The organism is Paenibacillus sp. BR1-192 (assembly GCF_029542445.1).
GTDB lineage: Bacteria > Bacillota > Bacilli > Paenibacillales > Paenibacillaceae > Paenibacillus_AQ > Paenibacillus_AQ lautus_A.
Window position 1 is genome coordinate 2,555,869 of record NZ_CP120718.1, and the last position, 25,362, is coordinate 2,581,230.

Annotated in this window: 26 protein-coding genes; 16 read left to right on the forward strand and 10 right to left on the reverse strand. The window is 52.4% G+C overall.

From position 1 onward, the window contains the following. Positions 1–18: 18 nt before the first annotated feature. On the forward strand, positions 19–1,776 hold the full coding sequence (locus tag P0X86_RS11225; protein WP_277748529.1) for a polysaccharide deacetylase family protein: 1,758 nt from the start codon (positions 19–21) through the stop codon (positions 1,774–1,776). Between the two features lie 27 nt (positions 1,777–1,803). Beyond that, entirely contained in the window at positions 1,804–2,889 is a 1,086-nt protein-coding gene (locus P0X86_RS11230; protein WP_277748530.1) for a glycosyl hydrolase family 18 protein, read from the forward strand. A gap of 125 nt (positions 2,890–3,014) precedes the next feature. On the opposite strand, the gene P0X86_RS11235 is transcribed toward P0X86_RS11230, so the two are convergent. Genes P0X86_RS11235 through P0X86_RS11240 form a run of 3 tightly spaced genes read right to left on the reverse strand, consistent with a single transcriptional unit; the run spans position 3,015 to position 5,577 of the window. Further along, positions 3,015–4,529 carry a YhgE/Pip family protein gene (locus P0X86_RS11235; protein ID WP_481858281.1) on the reverse strand — a complete coding sequence of 505 codons (1,515 nt, stop codon included), beginning with the start codon at positions 4,527–4,529 and terminating at the stop codon, positions 3,015–3,017. Then, positions 4,526–5,161 (reverse strand): YhgE/Pip domain-containing protein, encoded by a 636-nt coding sequence (locus tag P0X86_RS33300; protein WP_481858282.1) that lies wholly within the window; start codon positions 5,159–5,161, stop codon positions 4,526–4,528. The genes P0X86_RS11235 and P0X86_RS33300 overlap by 4 nt, the downstream gene beginning before the upstream one ends. Positions 5,162–5,190: 29 nt before the next feature. Beyond that, positions 5,191–5,577, reverse strand: a complete 387-nt coding sequence (locus P0X86_RS11240; protein ID WP_015734413.1) for a YhjD family protein — start codon at positions 5,575–5,577, stop codon at positions 5,191–5,193. Positions 5,578–5,758: 181 nt separating this feature from the next. On the opposite strand from P0X86_RS11240, the gene P0X86_RS11245 reads away from it, so the two are divergent. Then, positions 5,759–6,268, forward strand: a complete 510-nt coding sequence (locus P0X86_RS11245) for a Crp/Fnr family transcriptional regulator (RefSeq protein WP_096773206.1) — start codon at positions 5,759–5,761, stop codon at positions 6,266–6,268. Between the two features lie 199 nt (positions 6,269–6,467). On the opposite strand, the gene hmpA is transcribed toward P0X86_RS11245, so the two are convergent. Further along, positions 6,468–7,673 carry an NO-inducible flavohemoprotein gene (hmpA, locus tag P0X86_RS11250; protein WP_277748531.1) on the reverse strand — a complete coding sequence of 402 codons (1,206 nt, stop codon included), beginning with the start codon at positions 7,671–7,673 and terminating at the stop codon, positions 6,468–6,470. 490 nt (positions 7,674–8,163) lie between these two features. On the opposite strand from hmpA, the gene P0X86_RS11255 reads away from it, so the two are divergent. After that, on the forward strand, positions 8,164–8,856 hold the full coding sequence (locus tag P0X86_RS11255; RefSeq protein ID WP_009592920.1) for a YitT family protein: 693 nt from the start codon (positions 8,164–8,166) through the stop codon (positions 8,854–8,856). Between the two features lie 65 nt (positions 8,857–8,921). On the opposite strand, the gene P0X86_RS11260 is transcribed toward P0X86_RS11255, so the two are convergent. The 3 genes from P0X86_RS11260 to P0X86_RS11270 form a co-directional block, all read right to left on the reverse strand. Next, positions 8,922–9,104: a DUF2188 domain-containing protein gene (locus tag P0X86_RS11260; RefSeq protein WP_015734417.1), complete on the reverse strand. Its 183-nt coding sequence runs from the start codon at positions 9,102–9,104 to the stop codon at positions 8,922–8,924. A gap of 133 nt (positions 9,105–9,237) precedes the next feature. Continuing rightward, complete coding sequence (msrA, locus tag P0X86_RS11265; protein ID WP_096773208.1) at positions 9,238–10,203, reverse strand: peptide-methionine (S)-S-oxide reductase MsrA; 966 nt, start codon at positions 10,201–10,203, stop codon at positions 9,238–9,240. Positions 10,204–10,296: 93 nt separating this feature from the next. Next, positions 10,297–10,908, reverse strand: a complete 612-nt coding sequence (locus tag P0X86_RS11270; RefSeq protein ID WP_015734419.1) for a TVP38/TMEM64 family protein — start codon at positions 10,906–10,908, stop codon at positions 10,297–10,299. 517 nt (positions 10,909–11,425) lie between these two features. Here P0X86_RS11270 and P0X86_RS11275 point away from each other — a divergent pair. Both P0X86_RS11275 and P0X86_RS11280 read left to right on the forward strand, forming a co-directional pair. Next, complete coding sequence (locus P0X86_RS11275) at positions 11,426–12,127, forward strand: TerC family protein (RefSeq protein ID WP_096773507.1); 702 nt, start codon at positions 11,426–11,428, stop codon at positions 12,125–12,127. Positions 12,128–12,221: 94 nt separating this feature from the next. Beyond that, positions 12,222–12,536 (forward strand): hypothetical protein, encoded by a 315-nt coding sequence (locus P0X86_RS11280; RefSeq protein ID WP_009592829.1) that lies wholly within the window; start codon positions 12,222–12,224, stop codon positions 12,534–12,536. A gap of 98 nt (positions 12,537–12,634) precedes the next feature. Here P0X86_RS11280 and P0X86_RS11285 read toward each other — a convergent pair whose 3' ends face one another. Then, the gene (locus P0X86_RS11285) at positions 12,635–13,453 is read right to left on the reverse strand and encodes an AraC family transcriptional regulator (protein ID WP_090911011.1); all 819 of its coding nucleotides are present in this window, start codon (positions 13,451–13,453) and stop codon (positions 12,635–12,637) included. 140 nt (positions 13,454–13,593) lie between these two features. Between P0X86_RS11285 and P0X86_RS11290 the strand changes: the two genes are divergently transcribed. The 10 genes from P0X86_RS11290 to P0X86_RS11335 all read left to right on the forward strand — a co-directional run bounded on the left by P0X86_RS11290 (position 13,594) and on the right by P0X86_RS11335 (position 23,769). Beyond that, positions 13,594–14,694 carry a Gfo/Idh/MocA family protein gene (locus P0X86_RS11290; RefSeq protein WP_009592824.1) on the forward strand — a complete coding sequence of 367 codons (1,101 nt, stop codon included), beginning with the start codon at positions 13,594–13,596 and terminating at the stop codon, positions 14,692–14,694. Between the two features lie 170 nt (positions 14,695–14,864). Then, positions 14,865–15,950 carry a Gfo/Idh/MocA family protein gene (locus P0X86_RS11295; protein WP_015734422.1) on the forward strand — a complete coding sequence of 362 codons (1,086 nt, stop codon included), beginning with the start codon at positions 14,865–14,867 and terminating at the stop codon, positions 15,948–15,950. A 46-nt stretch (positions 15,951–15,996) separates the two neighbouring features. After that, positions 15,997–16,965: a sugar phosphate isomerase/epimerase family protein gene (locus tag P0X86_RS11300; RefSeq protein ID WP_009592834.1), complete on the forward strand. Its 969-nt coding sequence runs from the start codon at positions 15,997–15,999 to the stop codon at positions 16,963–16,965. Positions 16,966–17,008: 43 nt separating this feature from the next. Beyond that, entirely contained in the window at positions 17,009–17,731 is a 723-nt protein-coding gene (locus P0X86_RS11305) for a ThuA domain-containing protein (protein ID WP_277748532.1), read from the forward strand. A gap of 176 nt (positions 17,732–17,907) precedes the next feature. Beyond that, positions 17,908–18,570, forward strand: coding sequence for a uracil-DNA glycosylase (locus tag P0X86_RS11310; protein WP_192572515.1), 663 nt, complete (start codon positions 17,908–17,910; stop codon positions 18,568–18,570). A 154-nt stretch (positions 18,571–18,724) separates the two neighbouring features. Further along, positions 18,725–19,045: a winged helix-turn-helix transcriptional regulator gene (locus P0X86_RS11315; protein ID WP_009592832.1), complete on the forward strand. Its 321-nt coding sequence runs from the start codon at positions 18,725–18,727 to the stop codon at positions 19,043–19,045. A 182-nt stretch (positions 19,046–19,227) separates the two neighbouring features. Beyond that, a complete protein-coding gene (locus P0X86_RS11320) occupies positions 19,228–19,905 on the forward strand; it encodes a hypothetical protein (protein WP_277748533.1) in 678 nt (225 codons plus the stop codon). A 178-nt stretch (positions 19,906–20,083) separates the two neighbouring features. After that, positions 20,084–22,522 carry a nitrite reductase large subunit NirB gene (gene nirB / locus P0X86_RS11325; RefSeq protein WP_277748534.1) on the forward strand — a complete coding sequence of 813 codons (2,439 nt, stop codon included), beginning with the start codon at positions 20,084–20,086 and terminating at the stop codon, positions 22,520–22,522. Between the two features lie 93 nt (positions 22,523–22,615). Then, positions 22,616–22,933, forward strand: a complete 318-nt coding sequence (gene nirD / locus P0X86_RS11330) for a nitrite reductase small subunit NirD (RefSeq protein WP_009595012.1) — start codon at positions 22,616–22,618, stop codon at positions 22,931–22,933. A 47-nt stretch (positions 22,934–22,980) separates the two neighbouring features. Then, a complete protein-coding gene (locus P0X86_RS11335; RefSeq protein ID WP_096773213.1) occupies positions 22,981–23,769 on the forward strand; it encodes a formate/nitrite transporter family protein in 789 nt (262 codons plus the stop codon). A 382-nt stretch (positions 23,770–24,151) separates the two neighbouring features. Here P0X86_RS11335 and P0X86_RS11340 read toward each other — a convergent pair whose 3' ends face one another. Then, positions 24,152–24,310: a hypothetical protein gene (locus tag P0X86_RS11340; RefSeq protein ID WP_009595014.1), complete on the reverse strand. Its 159-nt coding sequence runs from the start codon at positions 24,308–24,310 to the stop codon at positions 24,152–24,154. 90 nt (positions 24,311–24,400) lie between these two features. Then, entirely contained in the window at positions 24,401–25,126 is a 726-nt protein-coding gene (locus tag P0X86_RS11345) for a Crp/Fnr family transcriptional regulator (RefSeq protein WP_277748535.1), read from the reverse strand. Between the last annotated feature and the right edge of the window lie 236 nt (positions 25,127–25,362).

Consider the following 25,362-nt stretch of genomic DNA (forward strand, 5'->3'; position numbering starts at 1 on the left):
TTGAAGTGAGGATGACATATGGCTAAAAAACAAAAAACAGCCCTCAATGTTCGGCGAAAAAATCGCAGGAAAATCATCAAAGTAACGGCACAGGTCATTGTATTGGCCGTTGCAGCCGTCCTGTTGGCCAATGCGATTTTCGATTTTCGAACATATAAGGAGCCGGACAGATCCGCCTGGCGTCAGGATCAGGGCTTTATTGCCCTGTCCTATTTCGGGGTCGGCCGCACCGGGACGTCCAAGCTCGTATCCAAGGCCCAGCTGGATGCCCAGCTGAAGGCCTTATACGAACAGGGCTATACGACGATTTCGCAGCAGGATATCATCGATTATTACAGCCATGGCAAGAAGCTGCCCGACAAGGCGCTGTACCTGTCCTTTGAAGACGGGCGGAATGATTCCGCGCTGTTCGCGCAGCCGCTGCTTGAAAAATATAATTATAAGGCTACCTTTTTGTCCTATGCCAACAAAATGGGCAACAGCGAACGGAAATTTCTGCAGCCGACGGACATGCTGAAGATGACCCGCACCGGGTATTGGGAGCTTGGGACTAACGGCAACCGGCTGACCTATATCAATATTTTCGATGATGAGGGCCGTTATGTCGGCGTTAAAGACGAGCGCGAGCTGACGGTCAAATCCAACGTGGAATATTACAACCACTATTTGATGGATTTCATCCGCGACGAGAACATGATTCCGCTCGAGAACCGCGCCGAGATGGAAGAGCGGATCCGGGCCGACTATGCGGCAATGGACAAGGTTTACACGGAATCGCTCGGTTACGTTCCGCTCACGTATATGATCATGCATGCCAATGCGCTCGGCGGAGGAATGAATCAGCTTGTGGCGAATGCCAATTCGGATCAGATTCAGAAGCTGTTCGGGATGAATTTCAACCGGGAAGGCGTTGCCTTCAATTCGAAGGATAGCGATCTGTATAATCTGACCCGGGTCCAGCCCGCGCCGTATTGGTCTACCAATCACCTGTTAATGAAGCTGCATAAGGACCAAGGGCAGCCTATGCAGTTTGTACGGGGCGACACGGAGCAGGCTGACAAGTGGGAGCTGCTTGGCGGAGCGGCAGAATTTACGGATAACCGGATGGTGGTCACATCGCCCCCGTCCCAGGCAGGAACCGTGTATTTGAAGGGCAGCGGGGAGCAAGACGTCACCGTCTCGGCCAAAGCGCTCGGCAATGTGGTAGGACGGCAGTCGGTTTATGTCCGTTACGACCGAACGAAGGGTTCGTATCTCAGGCTTCTGCTGGAGAACAACCACGTGGTGGTGGAACAGAAGATAGCGGGCCAAGCTCCCGAGGAGCTGTTCACGTACGCCTTGCCGAAGGTGGCATGGGGCGAAGAGGATCTGCAATTCGATAAGGCTTCGGTCTATACAAAGGAGCAGACGCTGTCCGGAGACCGGGATGATGAGAATGAGTACCCTGTCAACATACTCGGAAATCGGTGGCTGGAGATTTCGGTGAAAGGCGATGCCCTGTCCGTGAGCGTTGATCGGCAGGTGCTTTTGGACCGGCAGCCTGTGGATGCATCGATCGGCGCAGGAGGCGTGGCGCTTGAATCGGAGTATCATGAGCAGAACGAAAAGGATGATATTTACGACGCCGTCTTTGAAGATGTCACGATTGTGTCGGAGCAACCGGGTGCCGAACGTAAGCTGCTGTTTACGAACAAGCCGTCCGGACTTGCCGGTGTCCTGACCGGCGTGCAGCGAAGCATGAATCGCGCGGTCGACTGGGCTGTCGAGACTTTCTAAAAATTGGGCGTAGGACGTGAACAACGAATGAAGAATCGCAGGAAGAAATGGGCGGCAGCTGCGGGGTTTGCCGTATTGTGTGCTGCCGTCTCCTTCTGGTGGTTGGAGGATCAAAAGAAGGAGCCATCGATGCTGCCCCAGCCGCTGCAGGCGCAAGTCAAGCTGTCTGCCTGGATTACGGATTGGCAGTGGGAGACGGGCATGACAGATTGGAAGCAGCTCGGTGATGGGCTTGAAGAAATCAAGCTGTTTGCAGCCTATTTCAATCATAAAGACGAGCTTTACTTGACGTCGGATTTTCGGGAGGCGCTGCCTGCGTTCCTGGAGGCGTCCAAGGAAGGGGAGCCGGCTCGCGGCGTCCTGACGATCGTCAACGATCGTTTCCATCCCGATGGAACGGCCAAACAGAAGGATCCGGAGCTGATATCCCGGCTCGTCGCTACTCCCGAAAGCCGCAGCCAACATATCAGGCAGATTCTGGACATGGCATCCCAGCACGGCTTCGACGGCGTGGAATTGGATTACGAGAAGGTCCGCAAGGAGGATGGGGCCAACCTCTCCGCGCTGTACGAGGAGCTGTATGAGCGTCTCCGGGCGGAAGGCCTCTCGCTTCGAATCGTGCTGGAGCCTGGCGTATCCCTGTCATCGCTTAAGCTGCCGGAGGGGCCGGATTATGTCCTGATGGCATACAACCTGTACGGGGGGCATAGCGGACCCGGACCGAAGGCGGATTATGCCATGATCAAGGAGCTGGGGGGCAAACTGCGGCAGCTGCCGGGAGACCATGCCATCGCGCTGTCGGTTGGCGGGTTTGACTGGGCGAAGAATGGCAAGGCGGTTTCTTTAACGGAGAAGCGTGCGGTAGAGCTGGCGCGTGCCAGCCCGGACGAACCGAAGCGGGATCCGGACAGCGGGGCCCTATACTTCGAGTACACGGACGACCAAGGCATCGGGCATACCGTATGGTATGCGGACGGAACGACCCTTGCCGGATGGATGAATGCGGCGGGGGAGGCGGGCATTTCGAAGATTGCGATCTGGCGGCTCGGCGAAATGGATGCCAATACGCTGCAGAAGTTGAGCGAAATTCGACATCAATCCCATCATGAATGATTTCGCATAACCCAAAAGGACACCCCGCGGCTTCAATAAGAAGTCGCTCGGGGTGTCCTTTCACGTATGGGAACATTCGGGGGGCAGTCCGCTCCTCATTCTGTCCGTCCCCATCGAAAGGGGAGTCAATGGATGAGCTTTGAAGCTTTCGCTTTGCGGATCAGCCCGCTGCTGGCCCGGTTGATCGGCTTCTTGAGCACGATCCCGATCACAAGCGCGATCGCCGCGAAGACCAGCATGAGCAGCATATCGCGGATGACGATATCCCACAGGATGCCGCCGACGGCTTCCCGCATCATGCTGATGGCATAGGTGAACGGCAAATACGGATGCAATGCCTGGAAGAACGGCGGCGTCATCTGGATCGGAAAGGTCCCGCCCGCGCCGGCCAGCTGCAGCACGAGCAGAACGATCGCCATCGCTTTTCCGACATTGCCGAACACGGACACCAGCGTATAGACGATCAGCATGAAAACGCAGCTGATCAGCAGCGCAAACAGAATGAACCAGCCGGGGTTCACCACGTAGGTACCCAGCAAATAAATATCGCCCAGGGTAACGAACAGCGCCTGGAACAGGGCAATGGTCAGAAAGGTGAGATAGCGTCCGAAGTAAACCTCGATGCTGCGGAAGCTTCTCTCCTCATCATGTACGTCAACGGAGAGCAGGGAAACGAGCAGCAGGGCGCCAACCCACAAGGACAAGGTCGTGAAGAAGGGCGACATCGCGGAGCCGTAGTTCGGGATGGGGTACAGGCGATTCTCTTCCAGCGTAACCGGCTCGGCAAAAAACTGGCTCTCGAGCTCGAAATTGTTTTGGAGAAGATCGATGATCTCTTGAATATCCCCTTCCGCTTCCATCTCGCGCAGCCGGTTGGCCAGCTGCGTAATCCGAAGCTCCGCCTCCGGCAGACGATTTTGGGCGAGCTGCACTTCTTGGCCTCCCACTTTGAGCCCTTTCCGTGCATCTTGAAGCAAACGCTGGATGTCGGGGACGCTGGCAAGCGCCTGGGTCAATTCCTGCTGAACGCGCTTGGCCGTACCTGCGCCCTTGGTGAAGGCCTTGCTTATCGCCGGGCCGATTTCGCTGTCGTACCGGCTTAGCAGCGCGTCGGTCAGCCCCGTAATGTCATCGGTCAGCTTCTTCAGCTTATCGATGGAATCCGCAGGAGCTTCCTCCCCCCGTTCCACCGCTTGGGCAATGGTTTGGAGCGCGGCTTGAGCCGAGGTCCATCGTGCCGCAATGTCCTCGAGCTTGGCCGCCGCGGAAGCCGCCGCCGGGGAGATCGAGCCCAGCCGCTTGAACAATTGCCCCAGCCTGGCCGCGGCTTGCGCTGCAGTCTGAGCGCGCTCCTTCGCAACGGTCAGGCGGCTGGCCAGCTCCTTCGGGTCGATGCCTTTTTGCCCTAGCGCGTCCAGCACTTGCGAAAGCGTTCCGGTGGCTGCACCCAGCACCTCCAAGTCCTGCCGCAGCGCAGGCTCCAGCGATTTCGAGGCCCCTGCGGCCTGATTCGCGAACTCCGCCAGCGCACCGGCCATTTCCTTGCCGTCCGTGGCAATCCCTTCAAGGCGGGGCAGAGCGGCATCGGCCTGCTGAACCAACCGGTTGGCCAGCTTGATATCCTGCTGGGCCGTGCTCACCGCCTCGTTGAGCTCGGGAAAGCTTTTTCGAGCCGGAACAGCAAGCTTCGTACTTTGTTGATCGCAGGGAGCTGGTTCTCGATCTCGATCCCGAGCGTGTTGAAAATCTCGAAGATGGTGCCGTTGGCGGTTTTGATGAAATTTTTGCTGACTTCCTCCACGACGGCAGATGCCCCCTGGGCCGTCACCTTGGGCGAAATGGCGTTGATTTTTTCGTTCGTGTAATAGAGGATCTGTGCCTTGACGGGCTCATTGGTCAGTACGGTGCCGATCCGGGCGGAGAAGTTCTCCGGAATGACGATAGCGGCATAATCGGTGCCGCGCCGCACCCCCTGTATCGCATTCTCGCTGTCCTCCGTAAACCGCCACCCCAGCTTCTCATTGTGATGCAGGGACTCCACGATTTCTTTGCCCAGGTTAATGGGCTGGTCGCGAAGGGTGGTGCCTTTATCCAGGTTGGCAACGGCAATGGATACACCTGAGGTTTGGCCGTAGGGATCCCAGGAAGCTTCGATGTTAAACCAGGCATATAGAGAAGGAAGGAGGGCAAGACCCCCGAGTATAACGGCTGCAGCCCAATTGCGGACGATTCTACGGATATCGGCAGAATATATATGGATAATATTCTTCATGAGCGCTCCTGTCTTGTACGTAGTTGGAGCTAGTATGCCGCCAAATCCGTGCCAAGATACGAAACGAGCCGCTCCTTTATCTCTTCCTTGAGAGAGGGCCGATCGCAGAGCAGGCTGCCTTCATACCCGCGGCACAGATAATGCACCTGCAGCCCTTCCTCGGGGGTACGGCCCTGGCTTTGAATCCGGATGCCGCGCCGCTTCATCTGCTGTTGAATGGACCAGGCGCGTGCCGAAATCCCTTTTTGGATATGCTGCAGATTTAAAATATAGATTTCGGCCATTTTGAGCTTGAGGGTCTTGAGGATTCCAATATCCCGTTCGAGAACAGACTGAAGCAGGTCATGCAGCAGATAATCTTTGATCAGGGCTTCGTCTTCGACCGAAGGCGGAGGAGGAGTGGAAGGTTTCATCATAAGAGACACATCCCCGGACATGAAAAAAATATAAGAACGCACGTTCTATTATATACATGGTATGCCATCCTTATTCGGCCTGCAACCATTAATTTCTGGCATTTGTGATCACCTCAGTGGATTCATGGCGGCATATCGTTTACACTCCTGATAACTGCATTTTTTCTGGAGGAGATTAACCATGATACTGCATAAAGGCGAAATATTGTTCCGGCAAGGGGATAGCGGGGATCATTTATATCACATTCGGAGCGGATTGTTTAAGGTGACCCGTCTGCATGCCAACGGCAATATGGTGCTTTTCAATATTTTATATCCCGGCGAAACGGTACCCCATCACTCGCTGATCAGCCCGAAGGAAACGCATGGAACCGCGATCGCGCTGATTCAGAGCGAAGTGGAGGTAATATCGGCTGAAACTTGGTATCGACAGCTGGAGGAGGATCCGCGAAAACCGCTCGAGGTTGCCAGATTGCTGCAGGAAAAGGTGAGGTTCATGCAGATGAGGCTGGATCACTTAACCGTGGGCGGGCCGGCGGAGCGGCTGGAGCTGCTGATTCAATGGCTGGATGAGTATTCCCAAGGGATACATTTGACCGAATATTTGACTCAGGAAGAGATCGGACAACTGATCGGGGTAAGGAGAGAAACGGTAAACCGGCTGCTGCGGGAGCACGGCAAGCACGTTTAGCCCATATCCCTTTGCCGACGCCTGAACGGGTTTATACACCGGTTTATAAAACCCTGTACGAGCATGCGCCGGACAAAGCAATGAGTCGATGCACCCTTCGCGGCTGATCGATGCCGCCGGAAGGCGCCAAACCAAAAAAGATGCCCCTTTTGCAGAAGAGGGGCATCTTTTTTGGTTTTGAGATACGGTTAACCTAATATTAACTTTCCAGCGTACCGGCCGGACCAAAGAATTCATAGTGGATCCGGTCAGCAGGCACCTCCATCGCTTTCAAATGGCCGTTCACGGCACCCATGAACGGAACCGGCCCGCAGAAATAGAAGTCGGCTTTCGGATCGACCGTTTTGCGAAGGAACTCCAGATCGATGTAGCCGGTTTGGTGGCAAGTGTCTTCCATTTCCGGCTGTTCATAAATGACGTACGTGCTTAGCTGCGGATGCTTCGAGGCGAGCTCATCGATATGCAGCTTCATTGCATGCTGACTGCCGCATTTGGCCGCATGGATAAAGGTTACTTTCCGTTCAGGCTGATTCAGCAGCACGGATTCCAGCATGGCCACCATCGGAGTCAAACCGACGCCGCCGCTGATCAAGGCAAGCGGAAGGTCGGAGTCCGTATCCAGCGTAAAGGTACCGGCCGGAGCCGTGACCTCGAGAACGGTCCCGACCTCTGCATGACGGTGCAGCCAGTTGGAGACGATGCCGGCAGGCTTTCCATCCAGCTCGTCTTCGCGTTTCACCGTAATTCTGTAGTAAGGATGTCCGGGTGCGGACGAGAGGCTGTAATGACGATTATGATAATAGGCTTCGCCCTCAGGTTTTACCCGGAGCGTGATGTATTGGCCGGGTAGATAATCGGAAATTTCCCCGCCGTCCTGCGGTACCAGATAAAAGGAAGTAATGACGGAGCTTTCCTCCACCTTCCGGTCAATGACGAAATTACGGTATCCGCTCCAGCCGCCGGCTTTGTTTGCGGCTTGCTGGTACATATCCGCCTCGATCCCGATAAAGACATCGGCAATGACGCCATAAGCTTCGGCCCAAGCCTCGATAATTTCGGGCGTCGCGGCATCGCCCAGCACATCCTTCATGGCGCCGAGCAGCGTTTCGCCGACGATCGGATAGTGCTCCGGCAAAATGTTTAATGCACGGTGCTTGTGTCCGATTTGTTTAACAACCGGGACGATGGCTTCAAGACGGTCGATATGGGCCGCGGCTGCGTATACGGCATTGGCCAGGGCAAAGGGCTGTTTGCCTTCTCTTTGATTCGCATGGTTGAATATGTTAAGAAGTTCCGGGTGATGATGAAACAATTTTTGGTAAAATGCGCTTGTGATTGCCGTGCCGTGGGTTTCCAGAACCGGCACGGTCGATTTAACGACCTCGATCGTACGTTGGCTTAACATGCAGACTCCCCCTTGATTCATATGATACTTAGTCGAGTTGGTGTTCCCTTTAAGTATAGACAGGCGATGGAGGGGCTCTTGTGATTAAGATCACATCGGATTCAGCGAATATGTGAACAATATTTTTACGCGCAGGAGGTTCTTAAAGCTGGAATTTTTACATATTCCATATAGAGATTCCAATTCATTCTAGCCAGCTGTTTAGCTTGTATGCCAACTGTGTTATAATAATGTTAGCACTCTAACTAAAACGAGAAAGGATCAGGATACCATGTGTCCCCGAAGGACGAATCCCCAAAGGACGATTTGGAAACGTTATGATCTCTCATACACATAGCTTCCTTTGTAGAGCGAAGTCGGACGTCTGAAGACAAGGACGGTCTCTACGAAAGGATGGGAACTATGGTTCGAAGGATGAACTCCTCCAGGTTGCCTCAAGGTAGAGATTGGCCTATGTCTGACCAATCTACTACGACAAGAGGGATCCTGTATGAGGAAAAGACAAAACACATTTATCACCATGTCGGCGATGTTGTTCGGAACGTTTTTAATGGCTTTTACGTATTATCACATTAATTTTCACAATCATTTGACCGAAGGCGGCTTTGTCGGCCTTGCGCTGCTTGGCAAATATGCGCTTGATATTCCGCCCGCATTGAGTATGGTCCTTATGGACATACCGGTACTGCTGATTGCCTTGTTCATCAAGGGTCGGAAATTCATATTCAATACCGTTGTTGCGGCGAGCATGTTTACCTTGTTCTACGCATTGATCGAGCGGTATTCCACGCTGGTTATCGATCTGAATCATAACTTGCTGGCAGCCGCGCTGCTGTCCGGATTATTGACGGGCTTTGGAGCCGGCATCGTGCTCCGCTATGGCGGGGCGACAGGCGGTGACGACGTAATCTCCGTACTGTTCAGCGAGTGGAGCGGGCTTAAGGTAGGGACGGTGTTTTTCCTGATGGATGCCGTAGTACTGCTATTATCGCTATTCTATATGCCATTGGTTGAAACCTTATATACTATATTAGCCGTATCGATTGCCGGGCAAGTGATCACCATCACAGTGACATACGGTACCGAGAAAGCGGAAAAGAAACCGGTTCGGAAGGCGGTCCGTGCCCCAAGCACTCCGGTTACTCCGAAAACAGCGCAGCATACCGTTAGCGGCCGTTCGTAATGCGGTCCCAATAAGAGAAGCTCACCCGCATGCAGGGTGAGCTTCTTTCATGTGCTTTAAATCGATTACTTCTCGTCCTTGGGGTGGTTCTCGTCCCACTCCTGTGCCTTGGCGGTGGCGATGGCGATGGCACGTCCCTCATCGTAGTTCTCCTCCAGCAAGGCATTGGCAATTTCCACGGCTTTATTCCTCACCCGGGGCTCCAGATTTTTCATGGATGGCGGATAATCATTTTTGCTCCAAGGCATGGTACGATCCCTCCAATTCAACTGTTCATGGCATGTACTGTATATTACCCCGTGCAACCAAATTGAATAAACGGGTTCAACCGCACAAAAAAATGCATTACCCCTGAGGGGCAATGCATTTGGACATTTGGATTTATTCGAACAGCTGCAAATACTCGCCGTAGCCTTCCCTCTGCATTTCTTCCTTCGGCACAAACCGGAGCGCAGCGGAATTGATGCAGTAACGGAGCCCGTTCGGTCCGGGCCCGTCGTCGAACACATGGCCGAGGTGAGAGTCGCCTTTTTTGCTTCGTACCTCGGTGCGGACCATCATGTGGGTAAGATCCATTTTTTCCTTGATGTTGTATTCGCGAATCGGACGGGTGAAGCTCGGCCATCCGCAGCCGGCGTCGTATTTGTCCGTAGAACTGAAGAGCGGCTCGCCGGACACGATATCGACGTAAATGCCTTCCCCATGATGGTCCCAATACTCATTGTGGAACGGGGGTTCGGTGGCGTTGTTCTGCGTCACTTCATATTGTATCGGCGTCAGGCGCTGCTTAAGCTCGGCGGTATCCACAGGCTCCGACCAGTGCTGCTCAATGAAATCCTCCCGTCCGGAGCCTTTGCGATAGCGTTTGTAATGGCTCGGATTTTTCTTGTGGTAATCCTGATGGTATTCCTCGGCTTCATAGAAGGTGCTCGCCGGGATGATCGGCGTCACGATCGGTCCGTCGAAACGTCCGCTGGCCGCCACGGCCTGCTTGGATTGCTCCGCAAGCACGCGCTGCTCCTCCGTATGGTAAAAAATAGCGGTGCGGTAGGATGTCCCGCGGTCATGGAATTGTCCGCCCTCATCCGTAGGATCGATTTGCTGCCAGAAAAGCTCGAGCAGCTTCTCATATGGGAAAACTTCCGGGTTATAGGTGATTTGAACGGCCTCATAATGGCCTGTGGTATCGGAGCATACCTCTTCATAGGTTGGATTTTCCTTGTGGCCGCCAGTATAACCGGAAACGACCTTCAGAATGCCCGGCAGCTCGTCAAAAGGAGAGACCATACACCAGAAGCAGCCTCCCGCAAAGGTAGCCAATTCGCTTGGGGTTGAACGATTATTCATATATTATCCCTCCATCGTTTGATAACAATATAAAATGTAAGTCTTATTGTTATTATAATCATTTTGGTCAAGGAAACCAAAATATTGCTCCGATTATGTCGTTCTCCCCTTATACCACCGGAAAGCGGCCATGAACAAAGCGGTTAGCAGCATAAGTCCTGCCGCAACAGCCGCGAAGATGACCGGATGATCGGCCAATCCGCTGCCAAGCCAGGCGTACAGGAGGATGGCTGGAATTTTGCCGATGGCGGAAGCGGCGGTGTACGTCCAGAATGGGATGGAGGCGACGCCGGCATATAGATTGACGGCCATTTGGGGTATCACGGGCAGCAGGCGGGCGAGCAGGATCGACTGAAAGGGGCGCCGTTCGACCGCGGTCGTAAACCTATGAATAGCCGTGTATTTCCCAAGCAGCCGTCTGCCGGACTCCTGGTATAAAGACCGCACAGCCGCATACAGGATGACGGCGGCGATCGTCGTTCCGAACCACGATATGGCTGCCGCCCAGACGGTGCCGTATGCATACCCGAGAATAGCGATGACCACTTTGTAGGGGGCAATGGGAAATAAGGCAAGCAGGGCTGCCAGCAGGATCATGAGGAAGAGCGGGGGATCGCTCTCCAGCCACTCCGTGATATCATGCCTGTATGAAAAAGCAAGTGCCAGTACTGCCGCATATAGGATGGGGATGATCCATCTCTTCATGTAGAATCCTCACTTTGCATCGTTGACCTGAATAGCACCATGATAGCAAAAAAACAGGCATGCTGCCCGTTTTTCGAAGACTCTCGCAATCGATACTATGGAAAAATTTGAATATACAAGCGATTTTTCGTATGTTATAATATGTCCAACCGAATAGTTCCCAAAGGGGAGTAGCTTCATAAGAAAACCTCTGTCGTGGCCTTATCAAGGATGAACAACCGCGACTTCAACGGTAGGTTTTCTTGCGATATAGAATCTCATGGGCTCTGCCGATGACTTATAAATTCTATATCGTAAGTAAAGTCGTCATTACGGGACTAACCATCCCCGGCTTTATTGGCAACGATGAGTTGTTTAGCGAGACCTTTGCCTGATTGTTTCATGATGAGGTGGAGGTCTATTTTTGCGCCCAAAAAACGCTGTAGACCCCATCGATGAAGGGAACAGCGTTTTTTTTTGGGTGGAGGACATCGGTAGGTGAAAGCCTAATCAGAACATGAAGAAAGGGTGGGGAATCATGGATTTGCTTTCGATGGAATTTTGGACCGCGCTGCTGTCGATTGTCCTCATTGACCTCGTGCTGGCAGGCGATAATGCTATCGTTATCGGTCTCGCCGCTCGCAATGTCCAGAAAGAGGACCAGAAGAAGGTCATCCTGTGGGGAACCGTCGGTGCGATCATCATACGGATCGTAGCCACGCTGCTCGTTGTCCAGCTCTTGATGATCCCCGGCTTGCGCTTGATCGGCGGCATCGCGCTGCTGTGGATCGCCTACAAGCTGCTGGTCGATGAGAAGCAGCATGAAATTTCCGCGGGCAACCAAATGTGGGCGGCTATCCGTACGATCATCATCGCGGATGCCATGATGGGACTGGATAACGTTCTTGCCGTAGCAGGCGCTGCCGGTGAAAGCTTCATGCTCGTTATTGTCGGACTTGCGATTTCCGTTCCGATCATGGTGTGGGGCAGTACCATTATCCTGAAGCTGACGGATCGCTTCCCGATTATCATCACGATCGGCGCTGCGGTGTTAGCCTGGACCGCATCGAAGATGGTGGTGGAAGAGCCGATGATTCACGGCTGGTTCGCAAATGGCGTCGTGAAGTACGGGTTTGAGGTTATCGTCATTGCCATCGTCATCGGCATCGGAACCTGGATGAAGAAGAAGAATGAGCACAAAGCGAAGAGCAGCCCGGTACAGGTAAAGATGGTCGACTAGTTTAAGACTTTGTCTGAACGGGAACCAAGCGGTATAATGTCTTCATGAACGAACAGAGCCCATAAAACCCTGTTCGCATGAGGAGGAGTAATGCATGGAATCTGCGGGGAAGTCCGTAGAAGAACGGATAGCGGAATCGTACCGTCAGGATGAGGATATGATGATCCTCGTATTTGCCCAATGGTGTGTGAATCACGGTCTGGATCCGGCTGAGCTGTACCGTAAAGCCTATCCGGATCAGCCGGACAATGAGCGGTTGACGCGCGTGCTTGAACTGACGGTGCCCAAAGAAGAGGCTGGGGAAATACCGGATCAGACCCTGCTTGGCGTCCTGTCGATGTTCGGTAATGAAGACTTGGCTATCGTTGTTGCCGAGGCAGCGGCCACCCTTGGTCCTGACAAGAAGTAACGGAATCATGGAATATCTTACATCCGATTCAAAGAAGGAGCGGGTCGATCAAGGAAAAACCTTGGTCGGCCCGCTTTTTTACCGTGGAAGTATGACCATTAATTGGAGGTTCGGCTGGACATGCGGAATTGCTTAGGCGAAACGCCGAATCGGGAACGGAAAACGCGGTGAAAATAAGTGTAGTTCGCAAAGCCGGAGGTTTCGGCGACATCCTCCAGGGAGAGGGGGCTGAAAACGATCCGTTCCTTTGCCATGCTCAGTCGCACGTCCATGGTGTACTGCATGATGGTGGTGCCGAATGCTTCCTTGAACAGATGGACTGCCCGGGAAACGCTGATGCCGACATGGGCGGCGACATCCTCCAGCTTGAACATGGAGGAGGCATTCTCCTCAATGTAGTTCTTCATGCGGTAGGCGAGATACGTCTTGGGGGTTGTTGACGGCTGCTCCGATAACAGGCGGTCCACCTCAAGGCACAGAATCCGCACGGTGTAATCCGAAATCTCGGGATAAGGATCCGATACGCGCCGCTGCTCGAGCAGAATTTGCCGAAACAGACTCAGGTAACGCTCCTCCAGCGGCACCCTGATTTTGGTCGGGCGTTTCTTGGAATTCCACCACGCGTCCGCCCAAGGCCCTTTGAAAAAAATATGATAATCGCCGCTTTCGATGGTCAATTCACCCAATGCGTTGTATTCGTCATCGATTCGAAGCTCATAAGGCTGTCCGGGCGTGAAGATCAACAGATCCCCTGCCTCGACGAGCGACAGCTTGCCGTCGATTTTGGCGCGGCATTTGCCGTCGGTCTGCCAACGCATCAAATAGGTGTCGAAACCGTCCGCCAGGGACATCTTGAAAGGTTTGCGATGAAATGAGAAATCCGCTGCTACGACTTGGTTGGAAAGATTTGAATCCATTGCTAAAGTCCCCTTTGAAGAATAAGAAAATAATGACCAGATTGTTCATGTTTTAATCATATTCTTCATTTTAAACGAAAGCATAAAAGAATACCATTGTACTAGTCCGAGCACATCTATTGGTTCAAGGAGTGACATCGATGAAAAAAATGAGAGCAGGTATAATTGGCTGCGGAACCATTAGCGGCGTATACTTCACGAACTTGAAAAACAGCCCTTGGGTTGAAATCGTGGCATGTGCCGATCTCATTCCGGACAACGCCAAAGCGAAAGCGGAAGAGTTCAACATCCCGAACGTATACACGGTTGAGGAGATGCTCGCACAGACGGATATTGAATTTATTATTAATTTGACCATTCCGGCCAGCCATGCCAATGTCGATATCGCCTCCCTGGAAGCAGGAAAGCATGTCTATAGTGAAAAACCGCTGGCCATAACCCTTGACGAAGCCCGCCGCGTTCTGAATATCGCGGATCAGAAGGGGCTTCGCGTCGGCTGCGCACCGGATACGTTCCTAGGCTCCGGGGTACAGACGGCCAAAGCGGCCATTGAATCCGGGCTGATCGGCAGACCTGTTGCCGCAACGGCGTTTATGATGGGGGCAGGACCGGAAGCATGGCATCCCAATCCCGAATTTTTTTACGCGTCGGGCGGAGGTCCAATGATGGACATGGGACCTTATTATGTGTCGGCCCTGGTAGAGCTGCTGGGTCCCGCAAGCCGGATCAGCGCATCCACAGGCATCCAGATCCCGGACCGTTCCGTCGGCTCCGGCCCGCTTCAAGGAAAGCCGATCACGGTTCAGACGCCGACGCATTTGGCAGGAACGCTGGATTTTGAGAACGGTGCCATTGCAACCATGATTACCAGTTTCGATATCTTTGGCGGGTCCAATCTGCCCTGGATCGAAATCTACGGCACGCAGGGCAGCCTGAGTCTCGGCGATCCGAACTACTTCAACGGGGAAGTGAAGCTGCGCAAGCACGGCTCCGAGGAATGGGAATTGCTTGAGCCCGCCTTCGAATGCGGGAAGAACGAGCGGGGTCTGGGCATCCATGATATGATCCAATCGATTCATGAGCAGAAGGACCATCGCGTAAGCGGGCGCTTGGCTTATCACGTGCTGGAGATCATGCAGTCCTTTCAGCAGTCTTCGCTGGAGGGCAGGCATATCGTTCTGCAAAGCACGTACCGTTATGGCAAACTTCCGGCACCTCAGCAGGCCGAATCGGCAGAATAGGGAACTGGAAGCCTGGTCCATATTCTTGTAAACTGGTTATGAACAACAGGCAAACCAGCTTCTGACGGATCTGGCAGGATGATGAGCTCTTGCCCGGCGATCCGCATGAAAGCGTTGCACTAATATTGGGACAGCTCCAATAAGATCAACAGTATGGGGAGGAAATGGACATGTCGAACACGTTGAAAATCGGAATTATCGGCTGCGGTGGAATCGCCAACGGCAAGCATATGCCGAGCTTGAAGAAGCAGGCGCAGGCTGAATTGGTCGCTTTTTGCGACATCGTGGAAGAGCGTGCGCAGAAGGCAGCAGCCGAATATGGGGTTGAAGGCGCTAAAGTGTACACGGATTTCAGGGAATTGCTGAAAGACGGCAGCATTGACGTCATCCATGTATGTACGCCGAACGATTCGCACTCCGAAATCACGGTAGCATCCCTGGAAGCCGGCAAGCACGTGATGTGCGAGAAGCCGATGGCAAAAACGGTTTCCGAAGCACAGGCCATGCTGGACGCCGCAAAGCGCACAGGCAAAAAACTGACCATCGGTTATAACAACCGTTTCCGGGACGACAGCATGTATTTGAAGGGGATCTGCGAGGAAGGCGAGCTGGGCGAGATCTACTACGGTAAAGCCTTGGCCATCCGCCGCCGTGCCGTTCCGACTTGGGGCGTATTCCTTGACGAGGAGAAGCAAGGCGGAGGTCCGTTGATCGATATCGGAACCCATGCGCTGGATTTGACCTTGTGGCTGATGGACAATTACAAGCCGAAAAGCGTGCTGGGATCCACGTTCCATAAATTGGGTCAGCGCGAGAATGCTGCGAATGCGTTCGGTCCGTGGGATCCGAAGGAATTCACGGTAGAGGATTCGGCATTCGGATTTATTACGATGGAGAACGGCGCTACGATCGTTCTGGAATCCAGCTGGGCGCTTAACGTCCTGGAGATCGGCGAAGCGAAAGCCGTTCTGGCGGGAACCGAAGGCGGAGCCGACATGAAAGACGGCTTGCGCATCAACGGCGAGAAAATGAGCAGACTGTATGAAACCAAAGTGGATCTGAACGCCGGCGGCGTAGCTTTCTATTCGGGCTCCAAGGAAAACGACTCGGACCGTGAAGCAAGAATGTGGCTTGAAGCGATTATAGAGGATAAGGATCCGGTCGTTAAGCCGGAGCAGGCGTTTGTGGTGACGCAAATCCTGGAAGCGATCTATGAATCGGCGAAGACGGGTAAAGCGGTTTATTTCGACAACTAAATCTTGCAATCAATATGATGACTAAGCCAAACCAGGAGGTTATACAATGAAATTAGGCGTATTTATGGTATTGCTGAGCGGACGTAAACTGGAGGATGCATTGGACTACGTGGCATCCAAGGGCCTTAAAGCAGTTGAAATCGGAACAGGCGGTTATCCCGGAAATGCACATTGCAACCCGGTCGAGCTGCTGGAGAATGAAACCGCGCTGAAAAACTTCAAAAACGCGGTGGAATCCCGCGGGCTGATCATTAGCGCACTGAGCTGCCACGGCAATCCGCTTCATCCGCAAAAGGCAATCGCTAAAGAATTCCATGACACATACGTAAAAACGGTGGAGCTTGCCGAAAAGCTTGAAGTACCTGTTGTCAACACATTCTCCGGCTGCCCAGGCGACCACGAGGATGCCAAATACCCGAACTGGCCGGTAGCGCCTTGGCCTAACGACTATCAAGAGATCCTGACTTGGCAGTGGGATAACAAGGTCATTCCTTATTGGACCGAGTGGGGTAAATTTGCGGCAGACCGCAATGTCAAAATCGGTTTGGAACTGCACGGCGGCTTCTCCGTTCACACGCCGGGCACGCTGCTCCGTTTGCGCGAAGCCGCAGGCGAAGTGATCGGTGCCAACCTGGATCCGAGCCACATGTGGTGGCAAGGGATTGACCCTGTTCAAGCGATTCAAATTTTGGGCCGCGAAGGAGCGATCCACCACTTCCATGCGAAGGATACTAGCATTGATCCGATTAACGTGAACAAACACGGTCTCACGGATATGCAGTCGTATGCGAACATGCTGGATCGTGCTTGGCAGTTCCGCAGCGTAGGTTACGGACACGATGTGAAGGAATGGGCGGATATGATGAGTGCTCTTCGCCTGGTTGGATATGACTATGTCGTGAGCATTGAACATGAAGACGGACTGATGTCCGTTGAAGAAGGCTTCTCCAAAGCGGTGCAAAACCTTCAGCAAGTGCTGATCGAAGAGCCGCTCGGAGAAATGTGGTGGGTCTAACAGCGTAGAGAATAACGAATAAGCAATTAGGGGGAACAGCAACATGCTTAACGTAACCATATGGAATGAATTCGTGCACGAGAAAATCCATGATGAGGTTCGGAGCGTTTATCCGACGGGCATTCACACAGCTTTGGCGGAGGGTCTGCAAAATCCGGATTTCATCATTAGAACGGCAACGCTTAACCAGCCGGAGCATGGATTGACGGACGATGTACTGGATTCAACCGATGTGCTGTTGTGGTGGGGGCATATGGCTCATGACCAGGTTAGTGACGAAATCGTAAGCAAGGTCGTAAAACGCGTGCAGGATGGTATGGGACTGATCGTTCTCCATTCCGGACATTTTTCCAAACCGTTCAAAGCTTTGATGGGCACGAGCTGCGATTTGAAGTGGCGCGAAGCAGGAGAACAGGAAATTATTTGGAGCGTGAATCCGACGCATCCGATTGCGGCGGGAATTACGGGACCGATCATCATCGAGCACGAGGAAATGTACGGGGAGTTCTTTGACATTCCGGCCCCCGATGAGCTGGTATTCGTCAGCAATTTCGAGGGCGGGGAAGTGTTCCGCAGCGGATGCACATTCAAACGCGGGCATGGGAACATTTTTTACTTCCGTCCAGGGCATGAGACCTATCCAACCTACTACAACCCCGAAGTGCTGAAAGTGATCTCCAATGCGATTAACTGGGCTCATTCCACGGCAGGCAAGCAAACGTTCGGCAACAGTCAGCCGGTTCGCGCGCTTCCCGTTTTAGTCTAAGCTATAAACAGCGCATTATCTTAATCATCAACGAACGAGCCGTTCAAGGTACAGTCCTTGTTCGGCTCGTTTTTTTGGTATGTTGGGGCTGCTTTTTCGAAATGTTTTTGCCGACTGGGGATAGAATATACGTGAATATGGGGTATTGTATGATATAGGAGAGGGGGGCTGTACACATGAACGAAGTACAAAGCGCACCTGTAGATCCCGCAATCATCGCCATATGCCGGGCCAGGCTCGTCCATCAACCCGTTGAGGGCTTCCTGCTCGGAAGGGGAGTCCGCTTTGCGAAAATCATGTTCATCGGGGAAGCGCCCGGAGCTCATGAAGTTTTGGAAGGCAAACCTTTCGTAGGGCAGGCCGGACAAGAGATGAACGCGTACCTGGAACGTCTGAAACTGACGCGGGACCAGGTATATATTACCAGTGCCATGCGAAGCAGGCCCTACAAAGATAAAGTGCTCGTGAGGCCTTCGGGCGAGAATGTCATCAGCCGATCGAATCGCACGCCGACCAAGGCGGAAATTTTGGCGCATGCGCCTTTGCTTGATGAAGAGATCCGATGGGTCCGCCCGGACATCCTGGCACCGATGGGAAATACGGCGCTGCACCGGTTAATCGGAAGCCATGAAACGGTGACGTCGCTGCACGGCAAGCTGATGGAGGGCCCGGTTCAGCAAGCGGCAGATCCGGAAAATCCCGGAGCAGGCTATGTTTTTTCACCGGAGACCTATAAGATATTCCCTCTGTTCCATCCAGCGGCGGTGCTGTATAATAGGAAATTATCCACTTTGATTGAGGACGATTTGGATATTTTGGCTCGGATATTAGGGGGATAAGCGCTGATTTTCTGGGAAAAAGGGGCTAGGAGGTTTTCAGCTTCTCGAAAATATGCTAAAATGAAACATACTTACAATTCGTAAGTTTTCTAGATTTTTGGGTAAGCTTATGAGTTTCTATAAACAAGGTGACTTCGTAAAGAGGTGAAGGGATATGGAAGTTACAAATGTTACGATGTGTCCCCGTTTCGAATCGGCCTTTTCTTTTCTGGGCAAACGGTGGAATGGCTTGATTATTCAAACGCTGATGAGCGGGCCTAAGCGCTTTAAGGATATTTCGAATTTGATTCCGTCCATGAGCGATAAAATGCTCTCCGAGCGGATGAAGGATTTGGAATGCGAAGGCATACTGATTCGTCATGTCTATCCGGAAACTCCGGTACGTATTGAATATGAACTGACTGAAAAAGGCAAAGCACTGCGTCCGGTGATGGAGCAAATTTCATCCTGGGCAGAACAATGGGTCGACAGATGAGTCATCTTAAGACTCCCGTTGACGATTAAACCCTGGCATGAGATATCCTCATTTCAGGGTTTTTTTTCTAACCAAAATGCTGATTTTTCGTTTCGTCCTGCAAAAATATCCGGACATGCACCAAGCTGACGCACCTTCTATATGATGTAATAATCCAGGCGGCATATCAAGGAGGCGAGCCCATGATCAAGCGAACGAATATCTCCCGGTTCCATTATGGACAAGAGGACATCTCAGAGCTTGAAAACGCTTCATTACAAGTGCTTCATATATTTGAGAAAACCAAGCGGGTGCTGAGCCAGTATGTACCGGAATCACTATGGTCGGCCGTGTGTGGAACAAGCCCAGACGCTGTAGCATCCCTTAGCCAAGACGGCACAGCTCGGGTCGACATGTTCCAGAAGTGGGTCAAGGCTCCCGGCGGATGGAAGTTCATTGGTTATGAAACCGAAACATTGAATTCGTCTTCCGAGCAAAATAAGGGACGGATGGGAAGATTCCTGCATATGATCATCTGGTCGCTCTACGAGAAAATCGTGATGCTGCATCCCTTCCTCGGCAGCGAAGCGTTCTTCGACGGGGAGGAGCTGGACGTGATCGCCCATTATTTTGTGCCTACGTATATTAGTGCCTTACCTTTGGTGCAGCAAGGAAAAGCCTATAAGACCATTCAGGCCGGCATCGTACTGTACCAGGAGCATATCGAGGCGCCTGCCGTCATCATGCAGTCGGAAGGAGGCCTTTTGGAGGGGAATTGGATGACCGGGGTGAACCTGGATGCGGGGGGATTTGCCGGAATTCGTCCCTATTTAAAAGTGCCCGGCGGCGAACGAGCCTATATGGAAGCCGAAATCATATAGCATGCGGCTTTTTAGGATAACCTTGTTCCAATCGGACAGGGTTATTTGGTATTTTTATTTAAATTTTAAAGATCAATGTGAAATAAATCACAAAAATATATGCCTTTACACGATATAATTTACTTGTAAGCAGTGGAATACACGAGCACAAGATCACGTGTTGGGGAGGAATCAAACGATGTCCAATATAAAGAGAGATAAGTTGGTTGTCATTGGCAACGGTATTGCAGGCATAAGCACGGTCGAGCAAATCATTAAATTGGGTGGGAAATTTGACATCACCGTCATTGGACAGGAGCCTCACCCGAACTACAATCGCATTATGCTGTCCTATGTGCTGGAAGGCAGCAAAACCTTGGACGACATTGTATTGAATGACTGGAAATGGTACGAGGACAATCAGATCACCCTGCATACGGGTGTGACCGTCACCGCCATCGACGGGGAGCGTAAGGTAGTGACGGCCGATAACGGATTGACGGTTCCTTATGACAAAGTGATTATAGCTACAGGTTCGAAACCTTTTATATTGCCTGTACCGGGCAGTGATAAAGAGGGAGTTATCGGATTTCGAAACATCGCCGACTGCACGCAGATGCTTCAAGCCGCCAAGGCATACAAGAAAGCGGCCGTCATCGGCGGAGGGCTGCTGGGTCTGGAAGCCGCTAAGGGATTGGTCAGCCTGGGCATGGAGGTGACGGTGGTTCATCTCATGCAGGATTTGATGGAGAGCCAGCTGGATTCCATGGCATCGGGGATGCTGCAAAGGGAGCTGGAGCGGCAGGGCATCCGGTTCTTATTAGGCAAACAAACCACGGAAATCATGGGCGATGAGAGGGTCACGGGGCTGCGGTTCAAAGGTGGGGATGAGCTTGAAGCGGAACTCGTGGTCATGGCCGTGGGGATCAGAGCGAACGTTGCTGCCGCCCAAGCGAGCGGTATCGAAGTGAACCGGGGAATCGTAGTCAACGATTATCTTCAGACCTCCTGGCCGGATGTGTATGCGGTCGGCGAATGCTGCGAGCATCGGGGGGCATGCTACGGCCTGGTTGCGCCGTTGTTCGAGCAGGGACAGGTTCTTGCCAAGCATCTCTGCGGCGTGGACGGCCAGCCTTACGAGGGCAGCATCGTATCGACGAAACTGAAAATCAGCGGCGTTGATGTATTCTCCGCAGGAGAATTCATGGAGCAGGCTGAGCACTCGGTGATCGTGGCAAAGGACGATTGGCGCAAGACTTATAAGAAAATCCTGCTGCGCGACAATATCATCGTCGGCGCGATATTGTTCGGGGATGTCAGCGATTCGGCCAGCCTTCAATCCATGATACGCAAAAAGACGGCCATGACCGAGGAGATCTATCATTCGATCATGGGCACCGAATGTGCAGGGAAAGGAACCGGCAAGGCCTTCTCGCTGGATAAGATGCCCGACGATGAAATCGTCTGCGGCTGCAACGGCGTAACCAAAAAGGCCATTGTGGATGCCGTGACGCTTCAAGGCCTCACGACGGTGGACGAAATCAAAGCTTGCACGGGAGCGACCCGTTCTTGCGGAGGCTGCAAGCCAGTCGTGGAGCAAATCCTTCAGAGCGTACTGGGCGACGGCTTTAAGACGGCAGGCAAACAAGGCATATGTCCGTGCACCACGCTCGACCGGGACGAAATCGTCGCCGAAATCAGCGCCAAGGGGCTGACTACGACGAAGGAAGTCATGCATGTTCTGAACTTCAGCAACCCTGAGGGCTGCTCGAAATGCCGTCCCGCCATCCATTATTATCTGGCGATGCTGAATCCGGTGACCCATCAGGAGGAGAGGGAGTCCCGCTTCGTCAACGAGCGGATGAACGCCAACATTCAGAAAGACGGCACTTACACGGTAGTGCCAAGAATGTACGGCGGCGTTACCACGCCGGAGGATTTGAAGAAAATTGCGGACGTATCGCTTAAGTACAATGTTAAGGTCGTTAAGGTAACCGGCGGACAGCGACTGGATCTGATCGGCGTGAAGAAGGAAGATCTGCCAAGCGTATGGGAAGAGCTGGATATGCCGTCCGGTTATGCTTATGCCAAATCGCTGCGGACCGTCAAGACCTGCGTAGGCTCCCAATTCTGCCGCTTCGGCACGCAGGATTCGATGGGCATGGGTGCATTCCTCGAGGAGAAATTCGAGCGGCTGGATTTTCCGGCGAAGTTTAAAATGGCGGTCAACGGATGTCCGCGAAATTGTGCCGAATCGTGCACGAAGGACATCGGGATCGTCGGCAATGACGGCGGATGGGAGATATTCGTCGGAGGCAACGGCGGAACGAAGGCGCGCCTGGCCGATTCGTTCTGTAAGGTGAAGACGGACGAGGAATTGATCGAGATCTGCGGCGCCTTGATGCAGTACTACCGTGAAACCGGCAAGTACCTCGAGAGAACGTCGGAATGGGTAGAGCGTCTGGGACTGGAACAAATCCGTGCGGCGGTCCTTGATGATGCTAAACAGCGTAAGGAGCTGGTGGAAAGAATTGAGCTGGCCCTGCAGCAAGTGGAAGATCCGTGGAAGAAAGTGCTGAACGACGATAAGCTGCGCAATACGCTGTTCCAGGACGCAAGACCGGTCGGCAGCAAGTAATCGAGGGGGAGATCGGTTCCCCCTCGGCTGCCGGATTATAGAGAGCTTATTGCTTGGATAGGAATCGAACAAGAGAAGTGGAGGCTGCGCATTATGGAAACCGGAACTTATATCACGGTAGGGAATGAACATGAATTTCTGTCGCAACTCGGAAGGGTGGTCCAAATCGGTGACCGGGAGATTGCCGTCTTCCGGACCTCGGATCATCAATGGTTTGCTTTGGAGAATAAAAGCCCGCATCCCAAAGGAGGTCCGTTAGCCGAAGCCATCGTATCCGGGCATTACATTTACGATCCGTTATACGATTGGAAGATCGAGCTTTCGACAGGGCTTGTGCAGGCTCCGGATAAGGGCCAAGTTCGGATATATCCGGTTCGCGCCGTGGACGGAAAGGTTGAGGTAGGTGTATAAGGCCGTAATAAGCAGCTTCAACAGACGAAACCAAGAGGTGGTAACCCATGTTTAACAATGATGTGGAAGCCGTCGTCAATGCCGCGGTTGCGAAAAAAGAGCAGATGAACAACAACTTGCTGCGTTACATGGTGTCGGCCATGCTAGCCGGCGCTTATGTCGGCATTGGGATCGTATTAATCTTTAAGCTGGGCGCGCCGCTGGCAGCCGCCGGTTCGCCTTTCCAGTCCCTCGTCATGGGAGCCGCATTCGGGATTGCGCTCACGTTGGTTGTGTTTGCCGGTTCAGAGCTGTTCACCGGAAATCATATGTTTTTTACGATAAGCACGTTATCCAAACGAACGACGATGGGGGACACGCTGAAAAACTGGGGCCTTGTGTTTATCGGCAATTTGGCGGGAGCGATCCTGCTCAGCTATCTGGTTTACGCTTCCGGCCTGTTCAAAGGGCTGCCGCCCGATCATCTCATCTTCACGGCTGCGGCCAAGAAAATGAACGATCCGTTCATGGAGCTGTTTTTTAGAGGCATATTATGTAACTGGCTTGTATGTCTGGCCCTGTGGATGGGGATTCGGGCCAAAGGAGAAACCACGAAACTGATTTTAATATGGTGGTGCCTGTTTGCCTTCATTGCGACAGGGTATGAGCATAGCGTAGCGAACATGTCGCTTCTGACGCTGGCGACGATATTGCCGGGACATCCCGAGACGGTATCCATCGGCGGCTGGATAAGCAACATGGTGCCGGTCACGCTGGGGAATATCATTGGCGGCGGGTTGTTTGTAGGCATGGCTTACTGGTTTATCTCTTCGGGAAAAGGGAACAAGCAAAAGTAAGCTGTGATAGGCGGTGAAACGGAGGAATTCCATCCTCCTAGTTCATTGTCAGAGAAAGTCCAACCTGGTGAATAAACAAAGAAACCGTTCTTGGTTAATGGTCTGTCATTCGTCCATTCGCCAAGCAACGGTTTCTTTTTTTGTAAAGACACAACCATTCCAAGAAATTTGGGACAAAGGCAATGGGAGGAACGATGCGCACACGGAACGTCCCCAAACAGAAATAGTGGGCTCCCCGTCAGATGTAATGTTCTTTTGGGAAATCCGCTTTTTTTGGATATGTCATCGCTGAAGGGAGCAGGAGGGCAACAGCATAAATAAGCTGTCCTCCTCAGTCATTGAACTGAAAGGACAGCCGTGAGAATCTTGCCTTCCAAATCGTTTACCGATGTTCCACCAGGTCGATCGCACCAAGCACCATATGAGCCAGTCCGAAGCCTAGAATACCGGTTGCAGCGAATTTATACCTGCTGCAAAGCAGAGCGGCACCCGAAGCAGAAACCACGGTTCCAAGAACTGCAGGAATCAAACCTTCACGCATGCTGAGCACTCCCTTTGATTTGGATTGGAAAGACAAGGCTTATTGTAAGCAGATGCCCATATATTATGCACCGAAGGGGCTTTAGGCGGATCAAATCCGGCAGATTTCGTTCGGACACAGCTCGCAGTGGCATATTTCCTGCAGCATCGGCAGATCTTTGATAACAATCATGCCGCCGGCATATTCGATGGCGTCCTTTTTGCGAAGATCGCTCAGCATCCGGTTCACGCTTTCACGGGTGGCCCCGATCATGTTCGAAAGATCGGTGTGGGTGATCTTTTTGTTGATGAGAATGCTGCCATCCTCTTGATGCTGCCCGTAGGTATTGCCCAGACGAATCAGCGTCGACGTTAATGCGCCGGGCTTGCCGTACATCATGAGATCACGGAATTTGGTCTGCGTGATGCGGTGGTGTATACCCATCCACTTCATGAAATCAATCGCGAAGTCGCAATGCTGGCAGATCAATAGCTCAAGGTCCTTGTGCTCGATGACCCCGACTACGCTGTCCTCAAGCACCTCTGCCGAAAAACTGTGGTTGTTGCTGAAGAATGGATCGGCTTGCCCGACCATGTCTCCTGGATGGTACATATATAGAATAAGCTCTTTGCCTTCATCCGTCGATTTGGTTAATTTAATTCTTCCTTGTTTAACGAAGTACAGCTTGTCGGCGAAGTCGCCTTCCCAGAACAAATGCGATCCTTCAGGGAGTACCCTTTCCTTCATGGTGACCAGCAGACGGTTGCGGTTTTGTTCCGAGAAGCACTGCGTGTTCCCTAAGTTTTCGATTTCCATTACATGGTCTACAGTTTTCATGGTGGTATCCCCTAACATCCTAAAATTTGATCTGTTTAATCTTTAAATACATTATAACGTGAAAACATTCACTTGTGGGGCGGAACAAGAGGGAAATCATGGCGAATTTTCAAACATTGTGATCTCTTTCACTTGAAAGAGGGAAAAGACAGGTATAAATCACACAGAAAAGATAAATTTTAATATTGTGAAATATTTCACATGATTTAAGGAGCGTCTGTGTTACGATCAAAGCG